We start from the raw sequence: 25,168 nt of genomic DNA on the forward strand, positions 1-25,168 counted from the left end.
CCGAGGTTTTTTAATGGAAAAGACCAAGCTGGCGGCACCGTCTTCGGTGCCGCGTCACGTCGCGATCATCATGGATGGCAACAATCGCTGGGCGAAGAAGCGCCTGTTGCCCGGCGTCGCCGGGCACAAGGCTGGCGTGGATGCCGTGCGTGCGGTGATCGAAGTCTGCGCCAAGTCCGGCGTCGAGGTGCTGACCCTGTTCGCGTTCTCCAGCGAGAACTGGCAGCGCCCGGCCGATGAGGTAGGGGCGTTGATGGAGCTGTTCTTCTCGGCGCTGCGCCGTGAGGCCAAGCGCCTCAATGAGAACAACATCAGCCTGCGCATCATCGGCGACCGTTCGCGTTTCCATCCTGAACTGCAGGCCGCCATGCGTGAGGCCGAAGCGCTGACCGCGGGCAATAATCGCTTCATCCTGCAGATCGCCGCCAATTATGGTGGTCAGTGGGATATTGCCCAGGCCGCCCAGCGTTTGGCGCGTGAAGTTCAGGCCGGGCACCTGCGCCCGGACGACATCACCCCGGGCCTGTTGCAGACCTGCCTGGCCACGGGCGAGCTGCCGTTGCCCGACCTGTGCATCCGCACCGGTGGCGAGCACCGCATCAGCAATTTCCTGCTGTGGCAGCTGGCCTACGCCGAACTGTACTTCTCCGACCTGTACTGGCCGGACTTCAAACACGAGGCCATGCGCACTGCGCTGGCCGATTTCGCTTCACGCCAGCGCCGCTTTGGTAAGACCAGCGAGCAGGTCGAAGCTGGAGCTCGTGCTTAATGCTTAAACAACGCATCATTACTGCGCTGATCCTGCTGCCGATCGCACTGGGTGGTTTCTTCCTGCTCGAGGGTGGGGATTTCGCCCTGTTCATCGGCTTCGTGGTGACCCTCGGTGCCTGGGAGTGGGCGCGCCTGGCCGGGCTGATGACCCAGCCCCTGCGCATTGCCTACGCGGCCGTGGTCGCTGGAGCGCTGATGCTGCTCTATCTGATGCCCGACCTGGCGCCCTGGGTGCTTGGCGCTGCCGTGATCTGGTGGGCGCTGGCCACCTGGCTGGTGCTGACCTATCCGCGCACCAGCGAGCTTTGGGCCAGCGCTGCCTGCCGCTTGCTGATCGGCCTGCTGATCCTGCTGCCGGCCTGGCAAGGGCTGGTGCTGCTCAAGCACTGGCAGCTGGGTAACTGGCTGATCCTGTCGGTCATGGTGCTGGTGTGGGCTGCCGATATCGGTGCCTATTTCTCGGGGCGGGCCTTCGGCAAGCGCAAGCTGGCACCACTGGTCAGTCCTGGCAAAAGCTGGGAAGGCGTGTATGGCGGCCTGGCGGTCAGTCTGGTGGTGGCCCTGGTGGTCGGCATCAGCCGTGACTGGGGTATCGGCCAGATCCTGCTGGGGTTGCTGGGCGCGGCACTGGTGGTCATGGTCTCGGTGGTCGGCGACCTGACCGAGAGCATGTTCAAGCGCCGTTCCGGGATCAAGGACAGCAGCAACCTGCTGCCGGGTCATGGTGGCGTGCTTGATCGCATCGACAGCCTGACCGCGGCCATCCCGATCTTTGCGGTGTTGTTGTGGGCTGCCGAGTGGGGTGTGATGTGAGTGCGCTGCAGCGCATTACCGTGCTGGGGGCGACCGGGTCGATCGGCCTGAGTACCCTGGATGTGATCGCGCGTCACCCTGAGCGCTACCAGGTGTTCGCGTTGAGCGGTTACTCGCGTATCGACGAACTGCTGGCCCTGTGTGTGCGGCATCGCCCGGTTCATGCCGTGGTGCCGAATGCCGAAGCGGCCCAGCGCCTGCGCGAAGGTCTTGCTGCGGCAGGCTGCGCGACCGAGGTGCTTGAGGGTGAAGCGGGGCTCTGCGAAGTGGCCGCTGCACCCGAGGTGGATGCGGTGATGGCGGCCATCGTCGGCGCTGCTGGCTTGCGCCCGACCTTGGCGGCTGTACAGGCAGGCAAGAAGGTGCTGCTGGCCAACAAGGAAGCGCTGGTGATGTCCGGCGCGCTGTTCATGGAGGCCGTGCGGCAGAGCGGGGCCGTGCTGCTGCCGATCGACAGCGAACACAATGCGATCTTCCAGTGCCTGCCGGGCGACTACGGTCGAGGCCTGAGCCAGGTGGGCGTGCGCCGTATCCTGTTGACCGCCTCGGGCGGGCCGTTCCGCGAAACCCCGCAGGCTGCGCTGGCCGATGTCACGCCAGAGCAGGCCTGCGCACACCCGAACTGGTCCATGGGTCGGAAGATTTCGGTGGACTCGGCGAGCATGATGAACAAGGGGTTGGAGCTGATCGAGGCCTGCTGGCTGTTCGATGCGGCGCCGGCCAAGGTCGAAGTCGTGGTGCACCCGCAGAGCGTGATCCATTCTCTGGTGGATTACATCGACGGTTCGGTGCTGGCCCAACTGGGTAACCCGGACATGCGCACGCCCATCGCCAACGCGCTGGCCTGGCCTGAGCGGATCGATTCCGGGGTCGCACCGCTGGACTTGTTCGCCATCGCACGCTTGGACTTCCAGGCACCCGACGAGCAACGCTTCCCTTGCCTGCGCCTGGCGCGGCAGGCTGCCGAGGCGGGCAACAGTGCCCCGGCGGTACTCAATGCGGCCAACGAGGTCGCGGTCGAGGCGTTTCTCCAGGGGCGTATCCGCTTCCCGGAGATCGCGGGTATGATCGAACAGGTGCTCGACCAGGAAACTGTGGTGCCACTGTCATCGCTCGATGCAGTGTTCGCCGCCGACCAGCGCGCCCGCGAGCTGTCCCGTGAGTGGCTGCGGCGTCACGGTCGCTGATGCTCGGCCCAGGGTTTTGCTGAACGTCATTCGGAGATAGACATGACTGCGCTCTACATGATTATCGGCACCCTGGTGGCCCTGGGTGTACTGGTCACTTTCCACGAATTCGGCCACTTCTGGGTGGCCCGTCGCTGCGGCGTGAAGGTACTGCGCTTTTCCGTAGGCTTCGGCACGCCGTTGCTGCGCTGGCATGACAAGCGCGGCACGGAGTTCGTCGTGGCGGCGATTCCGCTGGGCGGCTACGTGAAAATGCTCGATGAGCGCGAAGGCGAAGTGCCGCCTGCGCTGATCGACCAGTCGTTCAATCGCAAGTCGGTGCGCCAGCGGATTGCCATCGTTGCCGCGGGTCCGATTGCCAACTTCCTTTTGGCCATCGTGTTCTTCTGGCTTCTGGCGATGCTGGGTACCCAGCAGATTCGTCCCGTGATCGGTGCGGTCGAGTCGGGGAGCCTGGCGGCGTCGGCTGGCCTGATGGCCGGCCAGGAAATTGTATCTGTGGATGGCAAGCCGACCAGCGGTTGGTCGGCAGTCAACCTGCAGCTGGTTCGCCGCCTGGGTGAGAGCGGAACCTTGCAGGTTGGTGTGCGCGACGAAGGCGCCAGCGCCGAGCGCCAGTTGCAGATAAAGCTCGACAGCTGGCTCAAGGGAGCAGACGAGCCCGATCCGATCCAGTCCCTGGGGTTGCGCCCTTGGCGCCCGGCGATTGCGCCGGTGCTGGCCGAGATCGACCCCAAGGGCCCGGCCGCGGCTGCCGGCCTGAAAACAGGCGACAGGCTGCTGACGCTCGATGGCGTGACCCTGAATGACTGGCAGCAGGTGGTCGATAGCGTTCGTGCGCGTCCAGAGGCCAAGGTCGTGGTTCGTGTCGAGCGCGACGGTGCAGCTCTGGATGTCCCGGTAACACTGGCTCGCAAGGGTGAGGGCAAAGCTTCCGGTGGCTACCTCGGAGCGGGTGTGAAGGGCGCCGAATGGCCCGCCAGCATGCTCCGTGAAGTCAGCTATGGCCCCTTGGAAGCCGTGGGCGAGGGCCTCTCGCGCACCTGGAACATGAGCGTGCTGACCCTCGAATCGCTGAAGAAAATGCTGTTCGGGGAGCTCTCGGTAAAAAACTTGAGCGGACCGATAACCATTGCTAAAGTGGCGGGCGCTTCGGCCCAGTCCGGCGTGGGGGATTTCCTGAATTTCCTGGCCTACCTGAGCATAAGCCTGGGGGTTCTTAACCTGCTGCCCATTCCTGTGCTGGATGGGGGGCATTTGCTGTTTTACCTGGTCGAGTGGGCGCGCGGTCGTCCGCTGTCGGATCGAGTACAAGGTTGGGGGGTCCAGATCGGTATCAGTTTGGTCATAGGGGTGATGTTGCTCGCCCTGATCAACGATCTGGGTCGACTATAAAAGCTTCGCATTGCGAACCTGCCGCCACTTGCGGCAGGTTGTTTATTGCCAGTTGGAATAAAAGGACTTCATGAAACGTCTGCTGCTAACTGCGGTCCTCTCCGCACTGATGATCGCTGAAGTTCACGCCGAGTCCTTCACCATCTCCGATATTCGTGTCAATGGCCTGCAGCGGGTATCCGCCGGCAGCGTCTTCGGTGCCTTGCCGCTCAACGTCGGCGACCAGGCCGATGACCGCCGCCTGGTGGAATCCACCCGTTCGCTGTTCAAGACCGGCTTCTTCCAGGACATCCAGCTGAACCGCGACGGCAATGTCCTGATCATCAACGTGGTCGAGCGCCCGTCGGTTTCGAGCATCGAGATCGAGGGCAACAAGGCGATCAGCACCGAAGACCTGATGAAAGGCCTGAAGCAGTCGGGCCTGGCTGAAGGCGAGATCTTCCAGCGTGCCACCCTCGAAGGTGTGCGTAACGAGCTGCAGCGCCAGTACGTGGCTCAGGGCCGCTACTCGGCCGAGGTCGACGCCGAAGTCGTGCCGCAGCCGCGCAACCGGGTGGCGCTGAAGATCAAGATCAACGAAGGCACGGTCGCTGCTATCCAGCACATCAACATCGTCGGCAACACCGTGTTCGACGATGAGGAGCTGTCGCAGCTGTTCGAGCTGAAGACCACCAACTGGCTTTCGTTCTTCAAGAACGACGACAAGTATGCCCGCGAGAAGCTCTCCGGTGACCTGGAGCGCCTGCGTTCCTACTACCTGGACCGCGGCTATATCAACATGGACATCGCTTCCACCCAGGTGTCGATCACCCCGGACAAGAAGCACGTCTACATCACCGTCAACGTCAACGAAGGCGAGAAGTACACCGTCCGTGACGTGAAGCTTTCCGGTGACCTCAAGGTGCCGGAAGATCAGGTCAAGTCGCTGCTGCTGGTGCAACCGGGCCAGGTGTTCTCGCGCAAGGTGATGACCACCACCTCCGAACTGATTACCCGCCGCCTGGGCAACGAAGGCTACACCTTCGCCAACGTCAACGGCGTGCCACAGCCGAACGACCAGGACCACACTGTCGACATCATGTTCGTGGTCGACCCGGGCAAGCGTGCCTACGTCAACCGCATCAACTACCGCGGCAACACCAAGACCGAAGACGAAGTCCTGCGCCGTGAAATGCGTCAGATGGAAGGCGGCTGGGCTTCGACCTACCTGATCGACCAGTCCAAGACCCGTCTCGAGCGCCTGGGCTTCTTCAAGGAAGTCAACGTCGAAACGCCGGCGGTGCCAGGCACCGACGACCAGGTCGACGTCAACTACAGCGTCGAAGAGCAGGCTTCCGGCTCGATCACCGCCAGCGTGGGCTTCGCCCAGGACGCCGGCCTGATCCTCGGTGGCTCGATCAGCCAGACCAACTTCCTGGGTACCGGTAACAAGGTCTCCATCGGCCTGACCCGTTCCGAATACCAGACCCGCTACAACTTCGGCTTCGTTGATCCCTACTTCACCGCCGACGGTGTGAGCCTGGGTTACAACGCCTTCTACCGCAGCACCGACTACGATGACCTCGATGTCGATGTGGCCAGCTACGCGGTCGACAGCTATGGCGCAGGTATCAGCCTGGGTTACCCGATCAGCGAAACCTCGCGCCTGACCTACGGCCTGAGCGTGCAGCAGGACAAGATCAAGACCGGCCAATACACCGTCGACGAGATCTTCGACTTCCTCGAGGAAGAGGGTGACAACTTCCTCAACTTCAAGGCCTCGATCGGCTGGTCCGAATCGACCCTGAACAAGGGCGTGCTGGCGACCCGTGGTCACTCCCAGAGCCTGACCCTGGAATCGACCATCCCTGGCAGCGACCTGTCGTTCTACAAGCTCGACTACCGCGGCCAGCTGTTCAAGCCAATCACCAACAATTACACCCTGCGCCTGCACACCGAACTCGGTTATGGCGATGGTTACGGTGGCACTTCCGGCCTGCCGTTCTACGAGAACTACTATGCTGGTGGTTTCAACTCTGTCCGTGGCTTCAAGGACAGCAGCCTGGGCCCACGCAGTACGCCAAGTACCGGCAAGAACCCAGGCACCATCGCCGACCCGGATCAAGATCCGCTGCCGTTCGGTGGCAACGTGCTGGTGCAAGGTGGTGTCGAGTTGCTGTTCCCGCTGCCGTTCGTCAAGGACCAGCGTTCGCTGCGCACTTCCGTGTTCTGGGACGTGGGTAACGTGTTCGACAGCAATTGCGGTAGCAAGCCGGATTGCGAAAAGGTCGGTTTCTCGGGCATGGCCAGTTCGGTCGGCCTGGGCGTCACCTGGATCACGGCCCTGGGCCCGTTGAGCTTCAGCCTGGCAATGCCGGTGAAGAAGCCGGACGATGCCGATACCCAGGTGTTCCAATTCTCTCTGGGCCAGACCTTCTAAGGTCGGCCCTAGCTTAACGACAACGGTTTATCCAGGAGTGCATCGTGCGTAAGTTGACTCAACTGGCCGTATTGGCCGCGGCGCTGGTCGCCACCCCGGCTTTCGCCGAAATGAAGGTTGCCGTCCTGAACTATCAGATGGCCCTGCTCGAATCCGATGCCGCCAAGAAGTACGCGGTTGATGCCGAGAAGAAGTTCGGCCCGCAGCTGACCAAGCTCAAGAGCCTGGAAAGCAGCGCCAAAGGCATCCAGGACCGTTTGATCAAAGGCGGCGACAAGATGGCGCAGCCGGAGCGCGAGCGTCTGGAGCTTGAGTTCAAGCAGAAAGCCCGTGACTTCCAGTTCCAGTCCAAGGAGCTGAACGAAGCCAAGGCCGTTGCCGACCGCGACATGCTCAAGCAACTGAAGCCCAAGCTCGATGGCGCCGTCGAGGAAGTGATCAAGAAGGGCGGTTACGACCTGGTTCTCGAGCGTGGCGCGGTCATCGATGTCAAGCCTCAGTACGACATCACCCGCCAAGTCATCGAGCGCATGAACCAAGCCCGTTGATATGACCGTGACCATGACGCTCGGCCAGCTGGCCGAGGCCCTCGGGGCCACACTCCAAGGCCCTGAGGCGCTGCAGATTACCGGCCTGGCCACCTTGCAAGAGGCTGGCCCCGGTCAATTGAGCTTCCTTGCCAACCCGCAATACCGCAAATACCTGGACAACAGCCAGGCAGCTGCAGTGTTGCTCAAGGCTGCGGACGCTGAAGGCTTTGCCGGCAATGCCCTGATCGTGCCCGACCCGTACCTGGCTTACGCACGCATTTCTCACCTGTTCGATCCAAAACCCAAGGCTGAGGCGGGTATTCATCCCAGCGCCGTGGTCGCCGAGGACGCCCAGGTGGATGCCAGTGCCAGTATCGGGCCGTTCGCGGTCATCGAGAGCGGTGCGCGCATCGGCGCCAATGTGAGCATCGGCGCGCATTGCGTGATCGGTGCCCGGTGCGTGGTCGGCGAAGGCGGCTGGCTGGCACCGCGGGTGACGTTGTATCACGACGTGACCATCGGCAAGCGTGTGGTCATTCAGTCTGGCGCGGTCATCGGCGGCGAGGGCTTCGGCTTCGCCAACGAGAAAGGCGTATGGCGCAAGATCGCCCAGATCGGCGGCGTCACTATCGGTGACGACGTGGAAATCGGCGTCAACACCGCCGTTGACCGGGGTGCGCTGTCCGACACGCGGATCGCCGACGGGGTCAAGCTCGACAACCAGATCCAGATCGCCCACAACGTACAGATCGGTGAGCACACTGCCATGGCCGCTTGCGTCGGGATTTCCGGCAGCACGCGCATCGGCAAGCACTGCACCATTGCCGGCGGCGTTGGCATGGTCGGCCACATCGATGTGTGCGACAACGTATTCGTTTCCGGGATGACCATGGTGACCCGTTCGATCACCGAACCGGGTGCCTATTCTTCCGGCACTGCCATGCAGCCACTGGCTGACTGGCGCAAGAGCGCCGCGCGTATCCGACAACTGGACGACATGGCCAAGCGTCTCCAGCAGCTGGAAAAACGCGTCGATACCGTGACCTCAGGTGACCAGCCGACATCAGAAGGCTGATACCATTTCCTGAGCAAGAGTGATCAGTCGCTAGCTGGCTCCTCTTTGGATTTGCAAAAGGAGCGTGTGGTCAGCACCTGCGCTCCCTATTCTTATTACAGGCTTCCCCCCGAAATGATGGACATCAACGAGATTCGCGAATACCTGCCTCACCGTTACCCGTTCCTGCTGGTGGATCGTGTGACGGATCTGGATTTCGAGGCCCAGAGCATTCGTGCCTACAAGAATGTCAGCATCAACGAGCCGTTCTTCAATGGCCATTTCCCGGCGCATCCGATCATGCCGGGTGTTCTGATCATCGAAGCGATGGCCCAGGCGGCCGGTATCCTTGGTTTCAAGATGCTTGATGCCAAGCCAGCCGATGGCACCCTGTACTACTTCGTCGGCTCCGACAAGCTGCGCTTCCGCCAGCCGGTGCTGCCGGGCGACCAGTTGGTGCTGGAAGCCAAGTTCCTCAGCCGCAAGAGCATGATCTGGAAGTTCGAGTGCCGCGCCCTGGTCGACGGCAAGCCGGTCTGCTCGGCACAAATCACCTGCGCGGAACGCTCCCTATGAGTTCGATTGATCCGCGGGCGATCATCGACCCCTCGGCCAAGTTGGCCGCGGGTGTCGAGGTTGGCCCGTGGTCGATTGTCGGCCCCGACGTGGAAATCGGCGAGGGCACTGTTATCGGCCCGCACGTGGTGCTCAAGGGGCCGACGCGGATTGGCAAGCACAACCGCATCTACCAGTTTTCCTCGATCGGCGAAGACACTCCGGACCTCAAGTACAAGGGTGAACCGACGCGATTGGTGATCGGCGACCATAATGTGATTCGCGAAGGCGTGACCATCCACCGTGGCACGGTCCAGGACCGCTACGAGACCACCCTGGGTGACCACAACCTGATCATGGCCTATGCCCACATTGGCCATGACAGCGTGATCGGCAACCATTGCATCCTGGTCAACAACACGGCTTTGGCCGGCCACGTGCATGTCGGTGACTGGGCGATCCTGTCCGGCTTCACCCTGGTGCACCAGTACTGCCACATCGGTGCGCATGCGTTTTCCGGCATGGGCACGGCGATCGGCAAGGATGTGCCAGCGTTTGTCACGGTCTTCGGTAGCCCCGCAGAAGCGCGCAGCATGAACTTCGAAGGCATGCGTCGACGCGGTTTCAGCGACGAGGTGATCCACGCGCTTCGCCGCTCTTACAAGATCGTCTACCGCCAGGGTCTGACCGTCGAAGAGGCGATCAAGGAGCTGGACGAGCTCGCCGGCAAACACCCCCAGGTCGACCTGTTCCGCCAGTCGATCGTGAATTCCGCTCGCGGCATCACCCGCTGATATGGCGCAGCTTTGCGTAGCCCTGGTCGCGGGTGAGGCCAGCGGCGATATTCTCGGTTCCGGTTTGATGCGCGCCCTCAAGGCGCGCCATCCCGATGTGCGATTCATTGGTGTCGGCGGCCCGCTGATGGAAGCCGAAGGCCTGCAGTCGTACTTCCCCATGGAGCGCCTCGCGGTCATGGGCCTGGTCGAAGTGCTCGGGCGCCTGCGCGAGCTGCTCAAGCGGCGCAAAGCACTGATCCAGACGCTGATCGCCGAAAAGCCAGACGTGTTCATCGGTATCGATGCCCCCGATTTCACCCTCAATATCGAATTGAAGTTGCGCCAGGTCGGGATCAAGACCGTGCACTACGTCAGCCCCTCGGTCTGGGCCTGGCGGCAGAAGCGCGTGCTGAAGATCCGTGAGGGTTGTGATCTGATGCTGACCTTGCTGCCTTTCGAGGCGCGCTTCTATGAAGAGCAAGGCGTGCCCGTGCGTTTCGTCGGCCACCCCCTGGCCGATACGATTCCGCTGGATGCCGACCGTCTGGCGGCGCGCCAGGCGCTTGGCCTGGCCGAAGGGCCGCTGGTGGCATTGATGCCCGGTAGCCGCGGCGGCGAAGTCGGCAGGCTGGGCGCGTTGTTCCTCGATGCGGCCCAGCGGCTGCGCGAGCAGGTGCCGGGTGTGCGTTTCGTGCTCCCCTGTGCCAATGCCGCGCGGCGCGAGCAGGTCGAGCAGATGCTCGCAGGTCGCGACTTGCCACTGACCTTGCTGGACGGCCAATCACATCAGGCGCTGGCTGCCTGTGACGCGGTGCTGATCGCTTCCGGTACTGCCACCCTGGAGGCATTGCTGTACAAGCGGCCGATGGTCGTGGCCTACCGCCTCGCCCCGCTGACCTACTGGATTCTCAAGCGTCTGGTAAAAAGCCCCTACGTGTCGTTGCCGAACCTGCTCGCCCAGCGCGAACTGGTGCCCGAGCTGCTGCAGGATGCCGCCACCAGTGAAGCCCTGGCCACGGCCCTGGCCCCCTTGGTGGTCGATGGCAGCCAACAGACCGAACGCTTCGACGAGATTCACCGCACCCTGCGCCGCGACGCCTCCAACCAGGCGGCGGATGCGGTGCTGGCTTTGCTCAAGGTTCGCTGATATGCAGATAGGACTGGATTTCAACCTGGTCGAAGACCTGGTCGCCGGTGTCGATGAAGTGGGTCGTGGCCCGCTGTGTGGCGCAGTGGTGACCGCCGCGGTGATTCTTGATCCTGCGCGGCCAATTCTTGGCCTGAACGATTCGAAGAAGCTGACCGAAGCCAAGCGTGAAGCGCTGTTCGACGAGATTTGCGAAAAAGCCCTGAGCTTTTGCATTGCGCGCGCCGAGGTGGAGGAGATCGACCGGCTGAATATTCTGCAGGCCACGATGCTGGCCATGCAGCGTGCAGTGGAAGGGTTGAGCGTCACGCCCAAGCTCGCGCTGATCGACGGTAATCGCTGCCCCAAGCTGGCGGTGCCGGCCGCGCCGGTGATCAAGGGCGATAGCCAGGTGCCGGCCATCGCTGCCGCGTCGATTCTGGCCAAGGTGACCCGTGACCGGGAGATGAGCGCGTTCGAGCTGATCTATCCGGGGTACGGGATCGGTGGGCACAAGGGCTACCCGACGCCGGTGCACCTTGAGGCCCTGGCGCGGCTGGGGCCTACGCCCATTCATCGGCGCTCCTTTGCACCGGTGCGGGCTGCCTGGGAAGCCCGTGAAGGCGTTACCGATTCTTTGATCTAGTCGATCAGGGCCGCTTTGCGGCCCAATCGCCGGCAAGCCGGCTCCCACAGGAATTGGCGGTGACGCGGACATTGTGGGAGCCGGCTTGCCGGCGATCGGCTGCAAAGCAGCCCAAAAACCCCCTCGCATTTACGCTACAATCCCGCCCTTGTCGTTCAGCACTGCTACAGGATCATCCATGTCGGTTCCCTTCGTTCACCTGCGCGTCCACTCCGAATTCTCGCTGGTTGACGGCCTGGTGCGGATCAAGCCGCTGGCCAAGGCGCTGGCGGGGATGAACATGCCGGCGGTGGCGATCACCGACCAGAGCAACATGTGCTCGCTGGTAAAGTTCTACAAGACTGCCATGGGTGCCGGTATCAAGCCGATCTCCGGTGCCGACCTGTGGCTGGCCGGCGCCGATCCGGAGGCGCCGCTTTCGCGCATCTGCTTCCTGGCGATGAACCCCAAGGGCTATCGCAACCTCACCGAGCTGATTTCGCGGGGCTGGACCGATGGCCAGCGCAATGGCCTGGTTATCCTCCAGCGTGACTGGATCGCCCCGGCCAGCGAGGGCCTGATTGCCCTTTCCGCGGGCAAGGAAGGCGATATCGGCATGGCCCTGATGGCCGGCAGAGACGGCGAAGCCGAAGCGCTGCTGGGCGACTGGATGCGCATGTTCCCCGAGCGCTTCTACGTCGAAGTCCAGCGCACCAACCGCGCCGGTGACGAAGAGTACGTGCACGCTGCAGTGGCCCTGGCCGACAAGCTCGGCGCGCCGCTGGTGGCGACCAACGACGTGCGGTTCATCAAGCAGTCCGACTTCGATGCCCACGAAACCCGTGTCTGTATCGGCGAAGGCTGGACCCTCGACGACCCGCGCCGTCCGCGTGGCTACAGCGACCAGCAGTACCTGAAATCGGCCGAGGAAATGGCCGAGCTGTTCAGCGACCTGCCCGACGCCATCGCCAACACGGTCGAGATCGCCAAGCGCTGCAACATCCAGGTGCAGTTGGGCAAGTACTTCCTGCCTGACTTCCCGACGCCCAATGGCATGGGCATCGACGATTACCTGCGCCACGTTTCCCACGAAGGCCTGGAAGAGCGTCTGGCGGTGCTCTGGCCCAAGGAAACCACGCCGAATTACGAAGAGAAGCGACAGGTCTACCTGGATCGCCTGAAGTTCGAGCTGGACATCATCATCCAGATGGGCTTCCCCGGTTACTTCCTGATCGTTATGGACTTCATCAAGTGGGCCAAGAACAACGGCGTGCCGGTCGGTCCTGGCCGGGGGTCGGGTGCGGGTTCCCTGGTGGCCTACGTGCTGAAGATCACCGACCTGGATCCGCTGGCCTACGACCTGCTGTTCGAGCGATTCCTCAACCCTGAACGTGTATCCATGCCCGACTTCGACGTCGACTTCTGCATGGATGGCCGGGACCGGGTGATCGATTACGTGGCCGAAGCCTATGGCCGCAACGCGGTCAGCCAGATCATCACCTTCGGCACCATGGCTGCCAAGGCGGTGGTGCGTGACGTGGCGCGGGTGCAGGGCAAGTCCTACGGCCTGGCCGACCGCCTGTCGAAGATGATTCCGTTCGAAGTGGGCATGACCCTGGAGAAGGCGTATGAGCAGGAAGAGATCCTGCGCGACTTCCTCAAGGGCGACGAAGATGCCCGCGAAATCTGGGACATGGCGCTCAAGCTCGAAGGCGTCACCCGGGGTACCGGCAAACACGCCGGTGGTGTGGTTATCGCCCCGACCAAGCTCACCGACTTCTCGCCGATCGCCTGTGATGAAGAGGGCGGCGGCCTGGTGACCCAGTTCGACAAGGACGATGTCGAGGCGGCGGGCCTGGTGAAGTTCGACTTCCTCGGCCTGCGTACCCTGACCATCATCAAGTGGGCGATGGAGACGATCAACCGCGAGCAGGCCAAGAACAACCTGCCCGACCTCAACATCGACTTCATTCCGCTGGATGACCGCAAGACCTACGAGCTGTTGCAAAAGGCCGAGACCACGGCGGTGTTCCAGCTCGAATCGCGCGGCATGAAAGAGCTGATCAAGAAGCTCAAGCCCGACTGCCTGGAAGACCTTATCGCTCTGGTGGCATTGTTCCGCCCCGGTCCGCTGCAGTCGGGCATGGTGGACGACTTCATCAACCGTAAGCACGGCCGCGCCGAGCTGGCCTACCCGCACTCCGACTACCAGTACGAAGGGCTCAAGCCTGTGCTGGCTCCGACCTACGGCATCATCCTGTATCAGGAACAGGTGATGCAGATTGCCCAGGTCATGGCCGGCTATACCCTTGGCGGCGCCGACATGCTGCGCCGGGCCATGGGCAAGAAAAAGCCCGAGGAGATGGCCAAGCAGCGCGGTGGTTTCATCGAAGGTTGTGTCGCCAACAATATCGAAGCGGACCTGGCCGGTAACATCTTCGACCTGGTGGAAAAGTTCGCCGGTTACGGCTTCAACAAATCCCACTCGGCTGCTTATGGCCTGGTCTCCTACCAGACCGCCTGGCTCAAGACGCACTACCCGGCGCCGTTCATGGCCGCGGTACTGTCGGCGGACATGCACAACACCGACAAGGTGGTGGTGCTGATCGAGGAAGTGCGCAGCATGAAGCTGCGCCTCGATGCGCCGGACGTGAATGCCTCCGAGTTCAAGTTCACGGTCAACGACGACGGCCGTATCATCTATGGCCTGGGCGCCATCAAGGGTGTCGGTGAAGGCCCGGTGGAGGCTATCGTCGAAGCGCGCTCCCAGGGCGGGCCATTCAAGGACCTGTTCGACTTCTGCGAGCGCGTCGACCTCAAGCGCGTCAACAAGCGTACCCTCGATGCACTGATTCGCAGTGGCGCGCTGGACCGCCTCGGGCCGCACTTCCATGATGAGATCAAGGCTTACCACGCCAGTATCGACGTCAATCGCGCCACTTTGCTGTCGGCCCTGGAAGAAGCCATCAAGGCTGCCGAGCAGACCGCGCGCACCGCTGACAGCGGTCACGTCGACCTGTTCGGCGGGCTGTTCGTCGAGGAAGACTCCGACGTCTACGCCAACCATCGCAAGGTGCGCGAACTTACGCTGAAGGAGCGCCTGAAGGGGGAGAAGGACACCCTTGGCGTCTACCTCACCGGCCATCCGATCGATGAATATGAGGGCGAGATCCGCCGCTTCGCACGCCAGCGCATCATCGACCTGAAGCCGTCTCGCGAGACGCAGACCATCGCCGGGATGATCATTGCGCTGCGTGTGATGAAGAACAAGAAGGGCGACAAGATGGGCTTCGTCACCCTGGACGACCGCTCTGGACGCATCGAAGCGTCGCTGTTCGCCGATGCCTTCATGGGCGCCCAGGCGCTGTTGCAGAACGATGCAATGGTGGTCGTCGAGGGCGAGGTCAGCAATGACGACTTCTCCGGTGGCCTGCGCCTGCGCGTGAAGCAGGTGATGACCATGGAGGATGCCCGTACCAAGCTGGCCGAGAGCCTGCGCCTGAAGGTCGCCCATGACGCCCTCAAGGGCGATCGCCTGAACTGGCTGGGCGAGCTGATCACCCGTCACCGCGGCGGATGCCCGATCACGCTGGAATACACAGGCAGCGACGCCAAGGCCATGCTGCAGTTCGGCGACCAATGGTCGATCGACCCGGCCGATGGCCTGATTCAGGCGCTGCGTGACCAGTTCGGGCGTGAGAACGTCTTCCTGCAATATCGTTGAACCGACCAAATTTAATCTCGACCTGAATGCGCCTGATCCCTTAAGGTAAGGCGCCAAACGGATCAACCGGCCGGCCGCCTGGCCGTAGACCCAAGACGGATGACTATGAACCCGAATTTTCTCGATTTCGAACAGCCGATTGCCGACCTGCAAGCCAAGATTGAAGGGCTGCGCCTGGTAGGCAACGACAACTCGCTGAACATCAGCGATGAAATTGCCCGTCTGCAAGACAAGAGCAACACCCTGACCGAAAGCATCTTCGGCAACCTGACCAGCTGGCAGATCGCGCGCCTGGCCCGCCATCCGCGTCGTCCCTACACCCTGGACTACCTGGATCACATCTTCACCGAGTTCGAAGAGCTGCACGGCGATCGCCACTTCTCCGACGACGCCGCTATCGTTGGCGGTACTGCGCGCCTGGATGGCAAACCGGTGATGGTCATCGGCCACCAGAAGGGCCGCGAAGTGCGCGAAAAGGTTCGCCGCAACTTCGGCATGCCGCGCCCTGAAGGCTACCGCAAGGCCTGCCGCCTGATGGAAATGGCCGAGCGCTTCAAGATGCCGATCCTGACCTTCATCGACACCCCGGGCGCCTACCCGGGCATCGACGCCGAAGAACGCAACCAGAGCGAAGCGATCGCCTGGAACCTGCGCGTCATGGCGCGCCTGAAAACCCCGATCATCGCCACCGTGATCGGTGAAGGTGGCTCCGGCGGTGCACTGGCCATCGGTGTCTGCGACCAGCTGAACATGCTGCAGTACTCCACCTACTCGGTGATCTCGCCGGAAGGCTGCGCCTCGATCCTGTGGAAGACTGCCGACCGTGCGGCTGATGCAGCCGAGGCCATGGGTGTTACTGCCGAGCGCCTGAAGAGCCTGAACATCGTCGACAAGGTCATCCAGGAGCCGTTGGGCGGCGCCCACCGTGATCCGGCGAAGATGTCCGAAAGCATCCGTGCCGACCTGGTCGAGCAGCTGGACATGCTCGGCAAGTTCGACCACGACGCGCTGCTGGCCCGTCGTTACGAGCGCCTGATGAGCTACGGCCTCTGATAGTGCCTGGGGGCGCTTTGCGCCCCAATCGCCGGCAAGCCGGCTCCCACACTTCCCTCCTGTGGGAGCCGGCTTGCCGGCGATTGGGGCGCAGAGCGGCTCCAGCACTTTCAAATCATGTGAGGCATCAATGATCAACCTCACCCCCTGGCTCAATGCCCCTGCCTGGCACATCGCCTTCTCCGGCGGCCTCGATTCCACCGTCCTCCTGCACCTGCTGGCCGACTACGCCCGCAGTCACGCAACCCCTCCGCTGCACGCCATCCACGTCCACCACGGCCTGCAAGCCGCCGCCGATACCTGGCCAGACCATTGCAAGGCGGTCTGTGAACGGCTGGGCATCGAACTCACGGTCATCCGCGTTCAGGTCGCCTCCGGCGCCAGTCTTGAGCAAGCGGCCCGCGATGCCCGCTACGCGGCATTCAAGCGCATTCTCGGCCCCGGCGAGGTGCTGTTCACCGGCCAGCATCGCGAAGATCAGGCCGAAACCCTGCTTTTCCGCCTTTTGCGCGGTGCCGGCCTGCGAGGGCTATCCGCGATGCCGGAGCAGCGCCCGCTGGGGCAGGGCAAGCTGGTCCGGCCGTTGCTGACGACCTCACGCAAACAGCTGCACGCCTATGCCCAAGCCCACGGGTTGATCTGGATCGAGGACCCTTCCAACAGCGACACGACCTTTGCCCGCAATTTCCTGCGCGGCGAAGTGTTCCCGCTGCTGCAGCAGCGTTGGCCACAGGCCAGCCAGAACCTTGCCCGCTGTGCCGAACACCTGGGCGAAGCGCAGGGGTTGCTCGACGAGCTGGCCGAGGGCGACCTGGCAGTGGCCGGGGAGGGCGCACCCGATAACTGGCCAGGGCTGGACTCCCTCGACCTTGCGCCGCTTGTCGCGTTGTCGCCTGCGCGCCAGCGCAATGCGTTGCAGTATTGGCTAGCCCCGCGAACCCGGTTGCCGGACACCCGTCACTGGGCCGGCTGGGCAGATCTGCGCGACGCTGCAGTCGACGCCCGACCCGTGTGGCAGCTGACAGACGGTCACCTTGTGCGCAGTCACGGCCGGATCTGGTGGCTGAGTGGCGACTGGTTGCAGCCTGTCACTGGGGCGCTGTGCTGGGGCCAGCCCGAGACCCCTTTGTCGCTGCCCGGCAACGGCCGTGTCCAACTGCAGGGGTATGCCCATGGCGATCTGCATATCGCCTACCGTCAGGGCGGCGAATGGCTGGACGTCCCAGGCCGCGGCCGACGCGACCTCAAGCGCCTGCTCAACGAGCTGCAGGTACCGCACTTCGTGCGCCCGCGCCTGCCATTGCTGTACTGCGGCGAGCGCTTGCTGGCGGTGGCCAACCTGCCTGCGCTCGGGCAGGCGGATTGCCAGCTGCACTGGCAGCTGCCGACGAACGCGCAAGGTTTGAGCTGAAGGGTACATTCCGGTAGACTACCCTCCCTTCTTGATACAACTTCTGTGGCTTCCTCGGAAACACGGCAGTTGCCGATTACCAAGCAGTTTTTTGCTGGGCTGATTCTGGAAATGACGAGCGAGCTCCATGCCGGGGATACCCCTGGTCTGTACAGACGCGGCAGTTTTTCGAGATGCACTGTGATTGACGCAGGTGATCGGGGGCTTCGGCCTTCCTTCGCTTTCTCCGGCGGCGCAAACCGCCTTAACGCAGACTTCTAGGGTTTTTCATGACGCGCTACATATTCGTCACGGGCGGTGTTGTTTCTTCATTGGGGAAAGGCATTGCCTCGGCTTCCCTGGCGGCCATCCTGGAAGCGCGGGGGCTCAAGGTCACCATGCTCAAGCTGGATCCGTACATCAACGTCGATCCTGGCACCATGAGCCCGTTCCAGCATGGTGAGGTGTTCGTCACCCACGACGGCGCCGAGACCGACCTTGACCTGGGCCACTATGAGCGGTTCATCCGCACCACCATGACCCAGAACAACAACTTCACCACGGGCCGTATCTACGAGCACGTGCTGCGCAAGGAGCGCCGTGGTGATTACCTGGGCGCGACCATCCAGGTCATCCCGCACATCACCGACGAAATCAAGCGTCGCATCATCAAGGGTGCCGGCGACGCCGACGTGGCCCTGGTGGAAATCGGCGGTACCGTGGGCGACATCGAGTCGCAGCCGTTCCTCGAGGCGATCCGTCAGCTGCGTGTCGAAGTGGGCTCCAAGCGCGCCATGCTGATGCACCTGACCCTGGTTCCGTACATCGCTACCGCTGGCGAAACCAAGACCAAGCCGACCCAGCACTCGGTCAAGGAGCTGCGCTCCATCGGCCTGCAGCCTGACGTGCTGATCTGCCGTTCCGACCACCCGGTCGATGCTTCGTCGCGCCGCAAGATCGCGTTGTTCACCAACGTCGAAGAGCGTGCGGTCATCTCCCTGGAAGACGTCGACACCATCTACAAGATCCCGGGTGTGCTGCATGCCCAGGGCCTGGACGATTTCGTCGTCGAGCGCTTCGGCCTGCAATGCAATGGCGCCGACCTGTCCGAATGGGACAAGGTGGTCGATGCCAAGCTCAACCCTGAGCACGAAGTGACCATCGCCATGGTCGGCAAGTACATGGAGCTGCTGGACGCGTACAAGTCGCTGATCGAAGCGATGAGCCACGCCGGCATCACCAACCGCACCAAGGTCAACCTGCGCTACATCGACTCGGAAGACATTGAGAACCAGGGCACCAGCCTGCTGGAAGGCGCCGACGCCATCCTGGTACCGGGCGGTTTCGGCCTGCGCGGCGTGGAAGGCAAGATCACCGCGGTGCAATACGCCCGTGAGAACAAGGTGCCGTACCTGGGTATCTGCTTAGGGATGCAGGTGGCCGTGATCGAGTTCGCCCGTAACGTGATGGGCTGGAAAGACGCCAACTCCACCGAGTTCGACCGCAACGGCGGCCACCCGGTAGTCGGCCTGATCACCGAGTGGGCCGATGCCACCGGTGCCGTCGAGACCCGTACCGAAGCTTCCGACCTGGGTGGCACCATGCGCCTGGGTGCGCAGGACTGCCAGCTGACTGCCGGTTCCAAGGTGCACGACTGCTACGGCAAGGACGTGATCACCGAGCGCCACCGCCACCGCTACGAAGTGAACAACAACCTGCTGCCACAACTGGTCGACGCTGGCCTGGTGGTTTCGGGCCGTTCCGAAGACGGTGCGCTGGTCGAAGTGGTCGAGTCCAAGGATCACCCATGGTTCGTTGCCTGCCAGTTCCACCCGGAGTTCACCTCCACCCCGCGCGACGGCCACCCGCTGTTCAGCGGCTTCGTCAAGGCGGCCCTGGCCCAGAAGAACAAGGCCTGACCTCAGGCTTTGATGAGTTTTCCGACGGTAGAAACCGCGCAAAGCTCATTTCTCGGGTAAAGTACCGCCCGTTCTGCCCCTGACCCGCCGGTCAGGGGCTGCTTCTGCCAGGCTTGCCTGCTGCATATTCGCCTGGCACAAGGCAAGAATTTCCTAAAGCTGCGTTGTTTTCGTCAATTCTGGAGTGCTTACAACAATGGCAAAAATCGTCGACATCAAAGGTCGTGAAGTTCTCGATTCGCGTGGCAACCCCACCGTGGAAGCCGATGTACTGCTCGACAACGGCATCATCGGCAGCGCTTGCGCGCCGTCCGGTGCTTCCACCGGCTCGCGCGAAGCGCTGGAGCTGCGTGATGGCGACAAGAGCCGTTACCTGGGCAAGGGCGTGCTGAAGGCAGTCGCCAACATCAACGGCCCGATCCGTGACCTGCTGCTGGGCAAGGACCCTTCCGACCAGAAGGCCCTGGACCGCGCCATGATCGAACTGGACGGTACCGAGAACAAGGCCAAGCTGGGTGCCAACGCCATCCTGGCCGTTTCCCTGGCTGCCGCCAAGGCCGCTGCCCAGGACCAGGACCTGCCGCTGTACGCGCACATCGCCAACCTCAACGGCACCCCTGGCCAGTACTCGATGCCGGTTCCGATGATGAACATCATCAACGGTGGCGAGCACGCCGACAACAACGTCGACATCCAGGAGTTCATGGTTCAGCCGGTTGGCGCCAAGACCTTCTCCGATGGCCTGCGCATGGGCACCGAGATCTTCCACCACCTCAAGGCTGTGCTGAAGGCTCGTGGCCTGAACACCGCCGTGGGTGACGAAGGTGGCTTCGCCCCGAACCTGGCTTCCAACGAAGACGCCCTGGCTGCCATTGCCGAAGCCGTCGAGAAAGCCGGCTACAAGCTGGGCACCGACGTGACCCTGGCTCTGGACTGCGCGGCTTCCGAATTCTACGAAGATGGCAAGTACAACCTGTCCGGTGAAGGCAAGTCGTTCGACGCCGAAGGCTTCGCCGAGTACCTGAAAGGCCTGACCGAGCGCTTCCCGATCATCTCGATCGAAGATGGCCTGGACGAGTCCGACTGGGCTGGCTGGAAAATCCTGACCGACAAGATCGGCGAGAAGGTCCAGCTGGTCGGTGACGACCTGTTCGTGACCAACACCAAGATCCTCAAGGAAGGCATCGAGAAGGGCATCGGTAACTCGATCCTGATCAAGTTCAACCAGATCGGTTCGCTGACCGAAACCCTGGAAGCCATCCAGATGGCCAAGGCTGCTGGCTACACCGCGGTGATTTCGCACCGTTCCGGTGAAACCGAAGACTCGACCATCGCCGACCTGGCCGTAGGTACCGCTGCTGGCCAGATCAAGACTGGCTCGCTGTGCCGTTCCGACCGCGTTTCCAAGTACAACCAGCTGCTGCGCATCGAAGAGCAACTGGGTGCCAAAGCGGTTTACCGTGGTCGTGCCGAGTTTCGCGGCTAAGCAAGAGATGGTAAAAAGACAGCAGCCGAGGCTGTCGGAACTTTCGTGCTGAAATTTCCGACGCTTCAAGCGGGTTTCTGTCTACGAAGCCTGGCCTCGGCCAGGCTTTGTGCTATTTGAGACTTGCCCCGATGCGGTGGTCTTTTTAACCTGGATACCTTGATGCGCAGTCCCTATTGGTTGTTCCTTGTCCTGCTCCTGCTGCTCGGTGGCCTGCAGTACCGCCTTTGGGTGGGTAATGGCAGCCTGGCGCAAGTGACCGAGCTCAAGCAGCAGATCGACGAGCAGCATGCCGAGAACGAGCGGCTGCTGGAGCGTAACCGCGTGCTCGACGCCGAGGTGCTGGAGCTCAAGAAAGGTATGGAGACCGTGGAAGAACGGGCTCGTCATGAATTGGGAATGGTCAAAGAGGGCGAAACCCTCTTCCAGCTGCCGCAAAAATGAATGAACTGCTACCGGCCTTCTGGGCCGTGATTCCTGCCGCGGGCGTAGGTGCTCGCATGGCTGCCGACCGCCCCAAGCAATACCTGCAACTGGCGGGGCAGACCCTTCTCGAGCACAGTCTCGACTGTTTTCTCGGCCACCCCGCGCTCAAGGGCGTGGTGGTCAGCATTGCTGAAGACGACCCTTACTGGCCTGGCTTGCCCTGTGCCAGCGACCCGCGCATCCAGCGCGCGCCGGGTGGGCGCGAGCGTGCCGACTCGGTGCTCAATGCCTTGCTGTTGCTGCATGCCCAAGGGGCCGCAGACGGCGACTGGGTGTTGGTGCACGATGCGGCGCGGCCGAACCTGGCGCGCACGGACCTGGACCGTTTGTTGTCGGAATTGGCTGATGATCCGGTAGGTGGACTGCTGGCAGTTCCCGCGCGCGATACGCTCAAGCGCGCGGACACCAAAGGCCGGGTCAGTGTTACCGTCGACCGCAGCACCATCTGGCAGGCGTATACGCCGCAGATGTTCCGCCTGGGTGCCTTGCACAGGGCGCTGGCCGAGTGTCTGGTGTCCGATGTGGTGGTGACCGATGAAGCGTCCGCCATCGAATGGTCCGGCCAGGCGCCGCGGCTGATCGAAGGGCGCAGCGACAACATCAAGGTGACCCGGCCGGAAGACCTGGAGTGGTTGCGCCAGCGTTGGGCCGGGCGTCGCTGAGGGCCTCGGGTCCGCTTCGCGGCCCAATCGCCGGCAAGCCGGCTCCCACAGGTACAGCGCTGCCCTCAAGCCTGTGCTGACCCTGTGGGAGCAACTGTCTTACTCAATATCCCGAGGCCTGCGCGATCCCTGTGGGAGCCGGCTTGCCGGCGATTGGGCCGCAAAGCGGCCCCAGCAGGCGATCAAGCCCCCCGATACTCCGGCAACCCCGCCAACCCCTCCTTCAGATAGTCCACCAGCCGCCGAACCTTCGGCGACAGATGCCGTTGCTGCGGATACAACGCCCACACCGCCGTATTCGGCGGTTGATGCGCCTCCAGCAGCGACACCAGCGCACCGCTGTTCAGATGCTCCAGCACGTAGTAGTCCGGCAACTGGCACAACCCCATGCCCAATAGCGCCGCATCCAGCACCGCCTGCCCGCTGTTGCAGCGCCAGTTGCCCTGTACCCGCTGACTGATTTCGCGGCCATCCTGCTGCAGTGCCCACAGGTCGGAACTCCCCACCAGGCAGTTGTGCCGGGCCAGTTCCGACAGGCTGTGCGGCCTGCCGTACCGTTCGAGATAGCCAGGTGAGGCGCACAGGTACATGCGCCGTGGTGCCAGGCGGGTAGCCACCAGCCGAGAGTCGGCGAGCCGGCCCAGGCGGATGGCCAGGTCCATGCCTTCGTGCAGCAGGTCCAAGGTGCGATTGCTCAGCTCAACCTCGACCCGCAACTGCGGATACAGCGCCATGAAGCGGGTCACCAACGGCACGATGAAACGCTCGCCGTAGGCCACCGCGCAGGTCATGCGCAGCAACCCCTTGGGCTCGCTGGCGAGGTCACCCATGGCCCGCAATGCCTCCTCGCGCCCATCCTGCAGGCGCTGGCAATGTTGCAGGAACGTCTGCCCGGCTTCGCTCAAGGTCACGCGTCGGGTGCTGCGGTACAGCAATCGCGTCTGCAGGCGTTCTTCCAGCCGGGCGATCTGCCGGCTGATATGCGACGACGACACGCCCAGGCGCTCGGCTGCCGCAGTGAACTGGCCAGACTCGGCCACGGCGACGAATTCGTCGATCCCTTCCCAGCGACTGCTCATCGATTATCCCTGAATGGCAATAATGTTTTGTCTTTGCCTGGATTATTCATCAAATGAGCATCAATTACACTGCAAGACTGAACCGAACCTCTGCCTGGAGATCCCCATGATCAAGTCCCGTGCTGCCGTTGCCTTCGAGGCCAAGAAACCCCTGGAAATCGTCGAAGTGGACGTGGCCATGCCCAAGGCTGGCGAAGTGCTGCTGCGCGTGGTGGCCAGTGGTGTCTGCCATACCGATGCCTACACCCTGTCCGGTGCCGACCCTGAAGGTATCTTCCCGTCGATCCTCGGCCATGAGGGTGGCGCGATCGTCGAGGCAGTGGGTGAGGGTGTCACCTCGGTGGCCGTTGGCGACCATGTGATCCCGCTGTATACCCCCGAATGCGGCCAGTGCAAGTTCTGCCGCTCGGGCAAGACCAACCTGTGCCAGGCCATTCGTGCCACTCAAGGCAAGGGCCTGATGCCGGATGGCACCACGCGGTTTTCCTACAAGGGACAGCAGCTGTTCCACTACATGGGCACCTCGACCTTCTCCGAGTACACCGTGCTGCCGGAAATTTCCGTGGCCAAGATCCAGAAGGAAGCTCCGCTGGAGAAGGTCTGCCTGCTCGGCTGCGGCGTCACCACCGGTATCGGTGCGGTGCTCAATACCGCCAAGGTCCAGCCCGGTGACACCGTGGCCATCTTCGGCCTGGGTGGCATCGGCCTGTCGGCAGTGATCGGCGCGGTCAAGGCCAAGGCCTCGCGCATCATTGCCATCGACATCAACCCGGCCAAGTTCGAAATCGCCCGCCAGCTGGGCGCTACCGACTGCATCAACCCGAAAGACTACGACCGCCCGATCCAGGAAGTGATCGTCGACCTCACCGACGGCGGCGTGGACTTCTCCTTCGAATGTATCGGCAACGTGCAACTGATGCGCGCGGCCCTGGAATGCTGCCACAAGGGCTGGGGCGAGTCGGTGATCATCGGCGTGGCCGGTGCCGGCCAGGAAATCGCCACACGTCCATTCCAGCTGGTGACCGGGCGCGTCTGGCGCGGTTCGGCCTTCGGTGGCGTGCGCGGCCGCAGCGAACTGCCAAGCTACGTGGAGATGTCCGAGAAAGGCGAGATTCCACTGGATACCTTCATCACCCATACCATGGGCCTGGAAGACATCAACAAAGCCTTCGACCTGATGCACGAAGGCAAGAGCATCCGCAGCGTGATTCACTTCTGAGGTCCGTCATGAGCCTGGATAACATTTCCTGCCAGAAGAGCTTCGGCGGCTGGCACAAGCGTTACCGGCATCACTCCAAGGTGCTGGGTTGCGACATGGTATTCGCCGTCTATCTGCCACCGCAGGCCGAGCAGGGCGAGAAGCTGCCGGTGCTGTACTGGCTAAGCGGCCTGACCTGTACCGACGAGAACTTCATGCAGAAGGCCGGTGCCCAGCGCCTGGCTGCCGAGCTTGGCCTGATCATCGTCGCCCCGGACACCAGCCCGCGTGGCGAGCAGGTGCCGGGCGACCCGGACGGTGCCTGGGACTTTGGCCTGGGGGCGGGCTTCTACCTCAACGCCACCCAGCAACCCTGGGCGCAGCACTACCGCATGCACGATTATGTGGTGCAGGAGCTGCCGGCGCTGATCGAGGCGCACTTCCCGGCCTCTGATCAGCGCAGTATCAGTGGCCACTCCATGGGTGGGCACGGCGCATTGGTGTGCGCCTTGCGCAACCCGGGGCGCTACCGCTCGGTGTCGGCGTTTTCGCCGATCAGCAACCCGATGGACTGCCCGTGGGGCGAGAAGGCCTTCAGCCGTTACCTGGGTGAGGACCGTGCCCGCTGGCGCGAGTGGGATGCCAGTATGCTGCTGGCCGAAACCCCGGCGGGCGAGTGCCCGCCGATGCTGGTGGACCAGGGTGATCGTGATGATTTCCTGGAGAAGCAGCTCAAGCCTGAAACGCTGGAGCAGGCGGCACGCAAAGGCGGGCATGAACTGACCCTGCGCCTGCAGCCTGGCTACGACCACAGCTATTACTTCATCGCCAGCTTCATCGATGAGCATTTGCGCCATCACGCGATGGCACTGGGCCGCCTGTAACGCCTCGCTCGGCGTGGGAGCCGGCTTGCCGGCGAT

At 62.8% G+C, this 25,168-nt stretch carries 21 protein-coding genes; 20 read left to right on the forward strand and 1 reads right to left on the reverse strand.

What is annotated here, in order from left to right:
* Positions 1 to 13 precede the first annotated feature (13 nt).
* The 18 genes from uppS to ispD all read left to right on the forward strand — a co-directional run bounded on the left by uppS (position 14) and on the right by ispD (position 21,971).
* Positions 14 to 769, forward strand: a complete 756-nt coding sequence (uppS, locus tag ACIPZB_RS05305) for a polyprenyl diphosphate synthase (protein WP_400639263.1) — start codon at positions 14 to 16, stop codon at positions 767 to 769.
* A complete protein-coding gene (locus tag ACIPZB_RS05310) occupies positions 769 to 1,584 on the forward strand; it encodes a phosphatidate cytidylyltransferase (RefSeq protein WP_400639264.1) in 816 nt (271 codons plus the stop codon). The genes uppS and ACIPZB_RS05310 overlap by 1 nt, the downstream gene beginning before the upstream one ends.
* Positions 1,581 to 2,771, forward strand: coding sequence for a 1-deoxy-D-xylulose-5-phosphate reductoisomerase (ispC, locus tag ACIPZB_RS05315; RefSeq protein ID WP_400639265.1), 1,191 nt, complete (start codon positions 1,581 to 1,583; stop codon positions 2,769 to 2,771). Before ACIPZB_RS05310 ends, ispC begins: the two co-directional genes overlap by 4 nt.
* Before the next feature lie 42 nt (positions 2,772 to 2,813).
* A complete protein-coding gene (gene rseP, locus ACIPZB_RS05320; protein WP_400639266.1) occupies positions 2,814 to 4,166 on the forward strand; it encodes an RIP metalloprotease RseP in 1,353 nt (450 codons plus the stop codon).
* Positions 4,167 to 4,236: 70 nt separating this feature from the next.
* The gene (bamA, locus tag ACIPZB_RS05325) at positions 4,237 to 6,585 is read left to right on the forward strand and encodes an outer membrane protein assembly factor BamA (protein WP_400639267.1); all 2,349 of its coding nucleotides are present in this window, start codon (positions 4,237 to 4,239) and stop codon (positions 6,583 to 6,585) included.
* Between the two features lie 44 nt (positions 6,586 to 6,629).
* Positions 6,630 to 7,133: an OmpH family outer membrane protein gene (locus ACIPZB_RS05330; RefSeq protein ID WP_008094900.1), complete on the forward strand. Its 504-nt coding sequence runs from the start codon at positions 6,630 to 6,632 to the stop codon at positions 7,131 to 7,133.
* Between the two features lies 1 nt (position 7,134).
* Positions 7,135 to 8,190, forward strand: coding sequence for a UDP-3-O-(3-hydroxymyristoyl)glucosamine N-acyltransferase (gene lpxD / locus ACIPZB_RS05335; RefSeq protein WP_400639269.1), 1,056 nt, complete (start codon positions 7,135 to 7,137; stop codon positions 8,188 to 8,190).
* A 114-nt stretch (positions 8,191 to 8,304) separates the two neighbouring features.
* Entirely contained in the window at positions 8,305 to 8,745 is a 441-nt protein-coding gene (fabZ, locus tag ACIPZB_RS05340; RefSeq protein ID WP_008094893.1) for a 3-hydroxyacyl-ACP dehydratase FabZ, read from the forward strand.
* Positions 8,742 to 9,518: an acyl-ACP--UDP-N-acetylglucosamine O-acyltransferase gene (lpxA, locus tag ACIPZB_RS05345; protein ID WP_008094892.1), complete on the forward strand. Its 777-nt coding sequence runs from the start codon at positions 8,742 to 8,744 to the stop codon at positions 9,516 to 9,518. Before fabZ ends, lpxA begins: the two co-directional genes overlap by 4 nt.
* A 1-nt stretch (position 9,519) precedes the next feature.
* Entirely contained in the window at positions 9,520 to 10,647 is a 1,128-nt protein-coding gene (lpxB, locus tag ACIPZB_RS05350; protein WP_008094891.1) for a lipid-A-disaccharide synthase, read from the forward strand.
* A 1-nt stretch (position 10,648) separates the two neighbouring features.
* Positions 10,649 to 11,272: a ribonuclease HII gene (gene rnhB / locus ACIPZB_RS05355; protein WP_008094890.1), complete on the forward strand. Its 624-nt coding sequence runs from the start codon at positions 10,649 to 10,651 to the stop codon at positions 11,270 to 11,272.
* A gap of 178 nt (positions 11,273 to 11,450) precedes the next feature.
* Positions 11,451 to 14,975, forward strand: coding sequence for a DNA polymerase III subunit alpha (gene dnaE, locus ACIPZB_RS05360; protein WP_400639271.1), 3,525 nt, complete (start codon positions 11,451 to 11,453; stop codon positions 14,973 to 14,975).
* Between the two features lie 105 nt (positions 14,976 to 15,080).
* Positions 15,081 to 16,028: an acetyl-CoA carboxylase carboxyltransferase subunit alpha gene (locus ACIPZB_RS05365; protein WP_400639272.1), complete on the forward strand. Its 948-nt coding sequence runs from the start codon at positions 15,081 to 15,083 to the stop codon at positions 16,026 to 16,028.
* A gap of 130 nt (positions 16,029 to 16,158) precedes the next feature.
* Positions 16,159 to 17,439: a tRNA lysidine(34) synthetase TilS gene (gene tilS / locus ACIPZB_RS05370; RefSeq protein WP_400639273.1), complete on the forward strand. Its 1,281-nt coding sequence runs from the start codon at positions 16,159 to 16,161 to the stop codon at positions 17,437 to 17,439.
* Positions 17,440 to 17,708: 269 nt separating this feature from the next.
* Positions 17,709 to 19,337: a CTP synthase gene (locus tag ACIPZB_RS05375; RefSeq protein ID WP_008099634.1), complete on the forward strand. Its 1,629-nt coding sequence runs from the start codon at positions 17,709 to 17,711 to the stop codon at positions 19,335 to 19,337.
* 196 nt (positions 19,338 to 19,533) lie between these two features.
* A complete protein-coding gene (gene eno, locus ACIPZB_RS05380) occupies positions 19,534 to 20,823 on the forward strand; it encodes a phosphopyruvate hydratase (protein WP_008099635.1) in 1,290 nt (429 codons plus the stop codon).
* Between the two features lie 162 nt (positions 20,824 to 20,985).
* Positions 20,986 to 21,267 carry a cell division protein FtsB gene (gene ftsB, locus ACIPZB_RS05385; protein WP_008099637.1) on the forward strand — a complete coding sequence of 94 codons (282 nt, stop codon included), beginning with the start codon at positions 20,986 to 20,988 and terminating at the stop codon, positions 21,265 to 21,267.
* Positions 21,264 to 21,971: a 2-C-methyl-D-erythritol 4-phosphate cytidylyltransferase gene (gene ispD / locus ACIPZB_RS05390; RefSeq protein ID WP_400639275.1), complete on the forward strand. Its 708-nt coding sequence runs from the start codon at positions 21,264 to 21,266 to the stop codon at positions 21,969 to 21,971. Before ftsB ends, ispD begins: the two co-directional genes overlap by 4 nt.
* A gap of 182 nt (positions 21,972 to 22,153) precedes the next feature.
* On the opposite strand, the gene ACIPZB_RS05395 is transcribed toward ispD, so the two are convergent.
* On the reverse strand, positions 22,154 to 23,050 hold the full coding sequence (locus ACIPZB_RS05395) for a LysR substrate-binding domain-containing protein (protein WP_400639276.1): 897 nt from the start codon (positions 23,048 to 23,050) through the stop codon (positions 22,154 to 22,156).
* A 106-nt stretch (positions 23,051 to 23,156) separates the two neighbouring features.
* Between ACIPZB_RS05395 and ACIPZB_RS05400 the strand changes: the two genes are divergently transcribed.
* Both ACIPZB_RS05400 and fghA read left to right on the forward strand, forming a co-directional pair.
* Positions 23,157 to 24,269: an S-(hydroxymethyl)glutathione dehydrogenase/class III alcohol dehydrogenase gene (locus ACIPZB_RS05400; protein ID WP_400639277.1), complete on the forward strand. Its 1,113-nt coding sequence runs from the start codon at positions 23,157 to 23,159 to the stop codon at positions 24,267 to 24,269.
* Between the two features lie 8 nt (positions 24,270 to 24,277).
* Entirely contained in the window at positions 24,278 to 25,132 is an 855-nt protein-coding gene (fghA, locus tag ACIPZB_RS05405; protein WP_400639278.1) for an S-formylglutathione hydrolase, read from the forward strand.
* Positions 25,133 to 25,168: the final 36 nt, after the last annotated feature.

The organism is Pseudomonas sp. NPDC089396 (assembly GCF_044749545.1).
In the GTDB taxonomy this organism is placed as follows: domain Bacteria; phylum Pseudomonadota; class Gammaproteobacteria; order Pseudomonadales; family Pseudomonadaceae; genus Aquipseudomonas.

Coding starts and splice junctions, on each gene's coding strand:
- uppS (WP_400639263.1), top strand. CDS start 14: ATGGAAAAGACCAAGCTGGCGGCACCGTCTTCGGTGCCGCGTCACGTC.
- ACIPZB_RS05310 (WP_400639264.1), top strand. CDS start 769: ATGCTTAAACAACGCATCATTACTGCGCTGATCCTGCTGCCGATCGCA.
- rseP (WP_400639266.1), top strand. CDS start 2,814: ATGACTGCGCTCTACATGATTATCGGCACCCTGGTGGCCCTGGGTGTA.
- bamA (WP_400639267.1), top strand. CDS start 4,237: ATGAAACGTCTGCTGCTAACTGCGGTCCTCTCCGCACTGATGATCGCT.
- lpxD (WP_400639269.1), top strand. CDS start 7,135: ATGACCGTGACCATGACGCTCGGCCAGCTGGCCGAGGCCCTCGGGGCC.
- fabZ (WP_008094893.1), top strand. CDS start 8,305: ATGATGGACATCAACGAGATTCGCGAATACCTGCCTCACCGTTACCCG.
- lpxA (WP_008094892.1), top strand. CDS start 8,742: ATGAGTTCGATTGATCCGCGGGCGATCATCGACCCCTCGGCCAAGTTG.
- lpxB (WP_008094891.1), top strand. CDS start 9,520: ATGGCGCAGCTTTGCGTAGCCCTGGTCGCGGGTGAGGCCAGCGGCGAT.
- rnhB (WP_008094890.1), top strand. CDS start 10,649: ATGCAGATAGGACTGGATTTCAACCTGGTCGAAGACCTGGTCGCCGGT.
- dnaE (WP_400639271.1), top strand. CDS start 11,451: ATGTCGGTTCCCTTCGTTCACCTGCGCGTCCACTCCGAATTCTCGCTG.
- ACIPZB_RS05365 (WP_400639272.1), top strand. CDS start 15,081: ATGAACCCGAATTTTCTCGATTTCGAACAGCCGATTGCCGACCTGCAA.
- tilS (WP_400639273.1), top strand. CDS start 16,159: ATGATCAACCTCACCCCCTGGCTCAATGCCCCTGCCTGGCACATCGCC.
- ACIPZB_RS05375 (WP_008099634.1), top strand. CDS start 17,709: ATGACGCGCTACATATTCGTCACGGGCGGTGTTGTTTCTTCATTGGGG.
- eno (WP_008099635.1), top strand. CDS start 19,534: ATGGCAAAAATCGTCGACATCAAAGGTCGTGAAGTTCTCGATTCGCGT.
- ftsB (WP_008099637.1), top strand. CDS start 20,986: ATGCGCAGTCCCTATTGGTTGTTCCTTGTCCTGCTCCTGCTGCTCGGT.
- ispD (WP_400639275.1), top strand. CDS start 21,264: ATGAATGAACTGCTACCGGCCTTCTGGGCCGTGATTCCTGCCGCGGGC.
- ACIPZB_RS05395 (WP_400639276.1), bottom strand. CDS start 23,050: ATGAGCAGTCGCTGGGAAGGGATCGACGAATTCGTCGCCGTGGCCGAG.
- ACIPZB_RS05400 (WP_400639277.1), top strand. CDS start 23,157: ATGATCAAGTCCCGTGCTGCCGTTGCCTTCGAGGCCAAGAAACCCCTG.
- fghA (WP_400639278.1), top strand. CDS start 24,278: ATGAGCCTGGATAACATTTCCTGCCAGAAGAGCTTCGGCGGCTGGCAC.